The sequence below is a fragment of the Paenisporosarcina sp. P5_A11 genome (assembly GCF_056400705.1).
Genome location: NZ_JBFUKT010000320.1, coordinates 1 through 1,780, shown reverse-complemented (window position 1 = coordinate 1,780; position 1,780 = coordinate 1). Strand labels below are relative to the sequence as shown.

The window sequence follows — 1,780 nt, the reverse complement described above, 5'->3', positions numbered from 1 at the left end:
GAATTGCACCACTGACTAACCCTTGAGCGTACCCTGTGTAAACGAGCATCGTACCAAATGTATTGACATCTTTTAGTTGAATGCGAGCTTGAACTGGTGTGACTTTTCCATTCCTACGTTCTACAAATTTTTCTATCATTTCTTCTAAGTGATCGTATTTCACTGGGTCTACTATTTCAATTCCTGTTAGATCAATCCCAACTTGTGTTGCCGCCACATTCACCAGTTCGTGTGGACCCACTAGAATTGGCGTAACTAAACCTTCATTATACAAATTAAATGCAGCTTGCAGAACACGCTCGTCCGTTCCTTCGGGCAAAACAATTTTTATATATTTTTCTGAAATGGTTCGTTTAATTTCTTCAAACAAATTCGTCATGATGTATCATTCCTTTCATGGAAGATCAAAAGTATTTGTAGGTACAGGCTCTATGGATTTTCGACCATTCAGCGCCGGCGTCGAGCTTGAGTGGCGCTTTCCGCTTTTCATTGTCTAGCTATAAGCGCCAGCACGCACCTAAGCTTAGGGCCACAGGAGGTGGGTCATGAAGGCGTTGCGACAGAACGTCGCGAACTTAGCCTTTCTTCCATACTAATGCGAAAGCAGGCTTTCGAATCGGTTCTTCCAGCGCCGGCGTCGAGCTTGAGTGGCGCTTTCCGCCTTTCATTGTCTAGCTATAAGCGCCAGCACGCACCTTAGCTTGGGGCCACAGGAGGTGGGTCATGAAGGCGTTGCGACAGGACGTCGCGAACTTAGCCTTTCTTCCATACTAATGCGAAAGCAGGCTTTCGAATCGGTTCTTCCAGCGCCGGCGTCGAGCTTGAGTGGCGCTTTCCGCTTTTCTATTAGCATACACGATTTTGTCATAGTTCGTCTTGTCGGAATGGTGACATTGTAGGCATCTTTAGGGCTTTGTGGTAGACTGATTTTGAGTATTTCTTAATTATGAAGGAGTGTCCTATACATGAGTGCAGCAGCAGAAACTTTAGATGGTTGGTACGCGTTACATGATTTCCGTTCGATGGATTGGACATCTTGGAAACAAGTGTCAACTGAAGATCGCACCGCAGCGGTAATTGAATTCTTAGCATTTATAGAAGATTTAGATGTTGCACATGAAGCAAAAACAGGAAGCCATGCTTTTTATTCAATTATTGGCCAAAAAGCAGATTTTATGTTGATGACTTTGCGTGAAACGATGGATGAGTTACAACAGTTGGAAGCGAAATTCAATAAATTAGCTATTGCTGAATATACAATTCCGACTTATTCGTATGTATCTGTAGTTGAACTTTCAAACTACTTAGCTGGCGAATCAAACGAAGATCCTTATCAAAATCCACATGTCCGTAGTCGTTTATATCCTGAACTTCCCCGTTCACAATATGTTTGTTTCTACCCTATGGACAAACGTCGTGATGGCAATGACAACTGGTACATGCTTTCAATGGAAGACCGCAAGTCAATGATGCGCAGTCATGGTATGATTGGTCGCGGATACGCTGGAAAAGTAAAACAAGTTATCAGTGGTTCAATCGGTTTTGACGATTATGAATGGGGCGTTACCTTATTCGCTGATGATGTACTTCAATTTAAAAAATTAATTTACGAAATGCGTTTTGATGAAGTGAGTGCTCGTTTTGCAGAGTTCGGTTCGTTCTTCGTTGGTACGCTATTAGACGCAGACAAAACATCTGAATTTTTAAAAGTATAAATAATGAGGCTACGCATAATTGCGTGGCCTTTTTTTATATTGAACAGGAATTCCCCTCCCCTTTC

General features: G+C 42.5%; 2 protein-coding genes. One reads left to right on the top strand and one right to left on the bottom strand.

Going from position 1 to position 1,780, the window contains the following annotated elements:
- Window positions 1-379, bottom strand: a 379-nt coding sequence (locus tag AC1DOS_RS19885) for a phosphate acyltransferase (protein ID WP_477538873.1), incomplete at its 3' end; no start/stop codon positions are given.
- Between the two features lie 586 nt (window positions 380-965).
- Between AC1DOS_RS19885 and hemQ the strand changes: the two genes are divergently transcribed.
- The gene (gene hemQ, locus AC1DOS_RS19880; protein WP_108586155.1) at window positions 966-1,715 is read left to right on the top strand and encodes a hydrogen peroxide-dependent heme synthase; all 750 of its coding nucleotides are present in this window, start codon (window positions 966-968) and stop codon (window positions 1,713-1,715) included.
- Window positions 1,716-1,780 lie beyond the last annotated feature (65 nt).